The organism is Wolbachia endosymbiont of Drosophila bicornuta (genome assembly GCF_028982105.1).
Lineage (GTDB): Bacteria > Pseudomonadota > Alphaproteobacteria > Rickettsiales > Anaplasmataceae > Wolbachia > Wolbachia pipientis.
Window position 1 is genome coordinate 17938 of the sequence record NZ_JAPQLF010000123.1, and the last position, 5466, is coordinate 23403.

5 protein-coding genes and 1 pseudogene are annotated in these 5466 nt (G+C 35.1%); 3 read left to right on the forward strand and 3 right to left on the reverse strand.

The features are described 5' to 3' along the window. Positions 1 to 64 precede the first annotated feature (64 nt). The 3 genes and pseudogenes from OZD68_RS04635 to OZD68_RS04645 all read right to left on the reverse strand — a co-directional run. Positions 65 to 378 (reverse strand): annotated as a pseudogene (locus OZD68_RS04635) (hypothetical protein); the annotation flags it as partial. Positions 379 to 400: 22 nt separating this feature from the next. Then, on the reverse strand, positions 401 to 991 hold the full coding sequence (locus tag OZD68_RS04640) for a COQ9 family protein (RefSeq protein WP_182309923.1): 591 nt from the start codon (positions 989 to 991) through the stop codon (positions 401 to 403). 6 nt (positions 992 to 997) lie between these two features. Then, entirely contained in the window at positions 998 to 2551 is a 1554-nt protein-coding gene (locus OZD68_RS04645; protein WP_182309924.1) for a Mur ligase family protein, read from the reverse strand. Positions 2552 to 3522: 971 nt separating this feature from the next. On the opposite strand from OZD68_RS04645, the gene OZD68_RS04650 reads away from it, so the two are divergent. The 3 genes from OZD68_RS04650 to OZD68_RS04660 are packed head-to-tail and all read left to right on the forward strand — an operon-like array spanning position 3523 to position 5288. After that, positions 3523 to 3885, forward strand: coding sequence for a ferredoxin family 2Fe-2S iron-sulfur cluster binding protein (locus OZD68_RS04650; RefSeq protein WP_182309925.1), 363 nt, complete (start codon positions 3523 to 3525; stop codon positions 3883 to 3885). Further along, positions 3878 to 4918, forward strand: coding sequence for a hypothetical protein (locus OZD68_RS04655; RefSeq protein WP_182309926.1), 1041 nt, complete (start codon positions 3878 to 3880; stop codon positions 4916 to 4918). The genes OZD68_RS04650 and OZD68_RS04655 overlap by 8 nt, the downstream gene beginning before the upstream one ends. Next, positions 4902 to 5288 (forward strand): cytochrome c-type biogenesis protein, encoded by a 387-nt coding sequence (locus OZD68_RS04660; protein WP_182309927.1) that lies wholly within the window; start codon positions 4902 to 4904, stop codon positions 5286 to 5288. Before OZD68_RS04655 ends, OZD68_RS04660 begins: the two co-directional genes overlap by 17 nt. Positions 5289 to 5466: the final 178 nt, after the last annotated feature.

The following is a 5466-nucleotide window of genomic DNA, read 5'->3' on the forward strand; positions in this document are numbered from 1 at the left end:
TACTGCTCTACCATAGCCATAAGCACATATCTTATCCTATTCGGACTATTGCGAGAAGTGCTATACTTATTCTGTACTGCCCTAGATCAAAATTTTTATTAAATTCAGAGTCTATTAAATATTCATGTGCTTCTTCAATAAATTTATAGCCTTTCTTATAATAGTCCGAATGCGATAAGATATGTGTTTATGGCTATAGCAGGCCAGTAGCATATTACGGTCTGTTCGGATTATTGTAAAAAGAGCTATATTTTCTTTTTCTTCGTAAATGGTGTATTTTGTTGTACCATTGTTATCCTCACGATAAACTAAATGTTCTTTATGATCAGCATGAATATTTTTATTTTCACAAACCTTTTCAGGATCGTGCTCAAGTACTTTTCTACCAACAATCAATAGCTTATAAGAAATTTCCTATGATTCCTTTTAAGCGAGTTTTGAATTTTTGAAATGTCATAACATTGTTGATACGGTTATCAAGAAACGATAAAGTATCCACAAAATCTTCTGAATAATCATTGATAAAAAAAAGTATCGTACTTAAGTACACTCCAGCTAATATTGCTCTTTTTGTATAGTAGTTAAAATCTGTTGATTGGTCATGAATGCCATACCAAATCGCACTAATAGTTCTGTATAAAAGTTTACTAGAAAAATATGTATTTTTTGGTGATACGGAGAATGATAAAACATTTTTTAAAAGTTCTCTATAATTCTGTAGCTTAGCATAGTTTGAAAGGTGTATTTGAATAGCTAACTTTACTCGCTCTCGCACTTTCATATCTTCTAAATTAGAATTTCTTAATTCAGCTTCCATTGAGCTATTTAAGTCCTCTGCTATGTGCTCCAAAGCGCTATATATTCCATTCTGAAATTTGCAAAAGCTATTAGCTAGATTAAGGTCAGTGCACACCTTTAATAGGGTTTCATCGCTTATCCCTTCAAATGGAATAACCCCAATTAGCTTATCTATTATTAACTTTTGTTCCACGCAACATCATACTAAACAGCATGTGTGATTGTACCTGAGATTTTCAAACATTCTACAAAATGCTTCACCACGTTCCTCGAAATTTTTCCATTGATCAAAAGAAGCACACGCGGGAGAAAGTAATATTGTTACTTCTTCTGCGCTATTTAAGGCCTCTTCAAAAGCCAATCTGAATGCATCTTCTAGATTGCAACATTTAACATAATCTACTTTATTCTCCATAACATTTGCAAAAGCTTCGGTTGATTCTCCAATAAGAAAAGCTTTTCTAACCCTTGTAAAATGCTTGCTTAATGATTCTATTCCACCTTTTTTGCTTCTTCCACCAGCGATCCAATTTATGTTTTCATAAGATAAGATCGCCTTTTCGCTCGATTTTGCATTAGTTGCTTTGCTATCGTTCACGAAAAACACATTTCTTATTTTGCCAAGCAGTTCATTCCTATGCCTCAGTCCTGAAAAGGACTTGATTCCATTGATAATAGTGTTGCTATCTACTCCAAGTACCTTACATACGGCATATGTGGCTGCTATGTTTTCTGCGTTGGATATTAGGTTTATTTTCACGTCGCTTACTGATAAGCTATGATTCTCTAGTTTTAACGAGATCTTCTGGATCCCAGTGCCCCTTTTGTCATCCAAGTAGCTGACACTGGGATCCAGATAATTTCGATCTATACCAGTAATCTGTTCAATATAATCAAGCAAATTGTTACCTGCCAATGATATTAGATCTCTTGCACCACCCTCTGTCATCTGAGTAGTTGGCAATGGTTTTTCTTTTCTGGATTCCAGCGTCACGCGCTGGAATGACATCGGGGAATATGTTATTGAGATTGGAATTTTGTCTCCAGTGAATTTGTTGAATATATCAGCAGTAATCTCATTGTCACATCCTATTACGGTAACCTCACTACCGTTTATCAGTTTTAATTTAGTTGCTATGTAGTTCTCCATACTTCCATGCCTATCTATGTGATCTGCTGTAATATTGAGCAGTGCTGAAATGTCCACGTTAATTTCATTCATCAACTCCAATTGAAAAGAGGAGAGTTCGATTACATAAATTTCTGCATCTCTTTCTAGATCCAAAACAGGAACGCCTAAATTTCCACCAATAGCTACTTTTTTCCCTGCAGATTTTAATATGTGCCCTATTAGTGATGTAGTGGTTGATTTACCATTTGTTCCTGTGATGCCTATTACCTTCTGGTTCGTAGTTTTAGCTTCAAGAAATAGCTCAATGTCTGATTTTATTTTGCAATCAAATCTCCTTGCAAGTTTTACTATCCAATGTCGCTCTGTTGGCACTCCAGGGCTTAAAACCAATGCACTGATCTCATGCCAATTGTATTCCTTGGGATGAATAAAATTACATTTTTTATACATCATTTTTGCATTTGCTATTTGCTCTTCATGATCATCCCATGCATATATTCTTGCACCACTCTTTGTTAGAGCGTTAATGGCGGATAAACCAGTTTTACCAAGACCAAAAACCGCGACGTTTTGATTTTTATATTTGTTTAGTTGCACTGCTAGATAACTTATGCGAACCATTTTATAAAGATATCGTACAAATTACAACAGACTTCTTTCGTAGGTTACAACTGTCATTCAATAGAAACAAAAAACTTCCTTGACAAACTCCGCCAGCCCCCTTATCATGAAACTGAAGCTATTTATTTATCTTCGCAGTCTGTGCAGGTTAATGACAAAAAACTTAGGGTATTTGGCGTCTCATGTTTAATTTTTCGCACTACGTGCATCGCATGTCTTTAAAAATCTGGGTTTTTACCTGTATAAGCCGAGACGCGCTTACAAAGCGTTTAAGACAGTAAAAAACGTCAAATTGACAAGGGAGAATTTGAATGCTAGCTACTGCGCGGTTTCTTTGCCTTTTTTCCTGCTTAGTAAATTTCTTAAACACTTGCGGTGTAGGTTAGTTGCAAGTTAAAAGCAGCTAAATCGCTCTTAATCAAGCGTTTTAGAATAAAAAAAACGCCGATATTTTAGTACATGGTAAATAGCCAACCACCACGTGGTTTCTTTTGCCTTTTTTTTCATTTGGTAAATTTCTTAATATTTATGGCTAAACGACAATCGTCATCCCGCTGCTTGTTAGCGGGATCTCTTGTTAGCGGCTGAGATACCGCGAATGAATCGCGGTATGACGGTTCGCGACGGCGTGACGATAAGCTCGTTATCCAGCTGCTTGTTAGCGGCTAAGAGATACCGCGGCAGTATGACGGTTAAGTGGGGTGTCATCCCAGTGTCAGCTACTCGGATGACAGGAGAAGGAGGCTACTTGCATGACACCATTCTTTTTTCTGGATCCAAGTAATCAGGGCACTGGGATGACAAGAAGAGTGCACTGCTGTCATAAAGGAACCAGTGTCAGCTACTCGGATGACAACAAAGAGCTACTTGGATAACAAGAAATATAGGCACTGGAATTGCAAAGAGTTTGCAAATATTAGTTATTACCTGTAGGATATAGAGAAATTAGTAAGGATTTTAATAGGAATAATATGCCATCTGTTACTTTTATTTTACCTGATGGGAGTAAGAAAAGCTATGAAGCTGCAGAGGGAGAAACTCTGCTCAATTTAGCCCACAGAAGTGATCCAGATCTGCTTGAAGGTGCATGTGAAGGTTCTCTTGCTTGCTCTACATGCCATGTAATTGTTGATCCAAAGTTTTATAATGCTGTAGAAATACATAACCCTATATCTGATGAGGAAAATGATATGTTAGACCTAGCTTTCGGCTTAACAGAGACGTCGAGGCTTGGATGCCAAATAAAAATCACAAAAGATATCGACGGCTTGTGTGTAACCATACCAAGTGGTACAAGAAACATATCATTAGATAAACAGGGGAATCATGCGTAAGATTTTTATCTATATTATCGTCTCTTTACTTTTGTTTATTCCTGTAGCGTATAGTGGTTTTTGGTATTTTTCTGCATGTAAGGTAAAAAATCTTTTAGCTGAAACAATACTATACATTAACGACGAAAAATTTGATATTTCACATGATTTTAGTGGATTTCCTTCTAACCTAATTTTCCGTGTGACAAACCCAAAATTTTCCAATGAGCAATTAACCATCTCATCTGATGCTTTATTGATAAAAAATAGATTGTTTGATAAATCAGTATATATCTACATACCAAGCAATGAAGTCAATATTGCTGTTCATGGTGATGAGAAAAAGAATATAAAATGCCACACAAACGATAGCAGCCGCTTTGTTGTTAGACTAAACGATTTACCATCTTCATTGCGATTCAACAAAAATAGTACCGTGATAGACTATATAGATACACTTCGTTACGAAGATTATGGATTAAAATGTGATGTTTCAGAAAATCAGCAAAGTGTTATAACTGAAGTGAATGATAAAAGTAATTACATTCAATTTTACCTCGATAAAGAACTGAGTGGAAATGCTAAGCTAGGATTTGATTTGTATACTTATCGGTATAAAAATACTGCAAGTCCTGAAAGTTACCTTAGTATCGACACTAAATTTGATTATGAATTTGTAAACTACATCTCAGCTTCCAGAATTAATTTCAATATAGAGAAATTTTTGATTCAAAGTAATAATTTTTCTTTTGCTGCAGATGGTGGGGCAAACAATTACAACTTAGTTACATATTCATTTAAAGACAAAATCAACGTGGCTATATCAAATTATAAAGAATTAATCGCGTTTATGATTGGTGACTCAAAAACTTCAGATGCGTTCGAAAAATTAGTACCTTCCTTATCAGAAAAAACAACTGATAATGGCATTCAATTTTCAATAAAGTACGATGATGATGTAGGGTCAAGCTTTATTGGAAAGTTATCCATCACTGATTTTATGAACCAACTCAGTAAAATAATCCAATTAACCAAGAATGAGAATAGTAATTAGCTTACTTTTCATATTGATATTCCACTCAGGCGTAAACGCTTTTACTCTGGATAATAAACTCAGAGATAAAAGCATGGAAAAACGAGCAACCAGTTTATTTGAAATAATAAGGTGTCCAATATGTTCTGGCGAATCATTGTCTGAATCTGGATCTCAGATCGCGTATGATATGCGAGAAGCAATTCGTAAAAAAATCAATGATGGATACACAGATGAAGAGATAATCTCAGAGTTAAAAAATTCTTACGGCAATTCAATTATAATCGTACCACCTATAAAATCTAGCACTTACATTTTGTGGTTTATTCCACTTACAACTCTGCTTATTGGGTGTTTTTTAATACAAAGATACATCAATACAACCACTTAAACCTTTTATATATAGCTAAAGTGACTTAGGTTCTCTAATTGCACATAAGTCAACAATAATTTTCACACAAATCAAAACAGCATATCTTCTCCATAATCCTTGGTAATTTTACATAAGTTAAAAGTAGCATATGGTTCTCTCCGAGGTCTGAGATGACAATAAATTTGTCAAGCCGCAT

Excerpts from the sequence above, each read along its gene's own strand:
- OZD68_RS04645 (WP_182309924.1), bottom strand. The coding sequence starts at position 2,551 with ATGGTTCGCATAAGTTATCTAGCAGTGCAACTAAACAAATATAAAAAT.
- OZD68_RS04650 (WP_182309925.1), top strand. The coding sequence starts at position 3,523 with ATGCCATCTGTTACTTTTATTTTACCTGATGGGAGTAAGAAAAGCTAT.
- OZD68_RS04655 (WP_182309926.1), top strand. The coding sequence starts at position 3,878 with ATGCGTAAGATTTTTATCTATATTATCGTCTCTTTACTTTTGTTTATT.
- OZD68_RS04660 (WP_182309927.1), top strand. The coding sequence starts at position 4,902 with ATGAGAATAGTAATTAGCTTACTTTTCATATTGATATTCCACTCAGGC.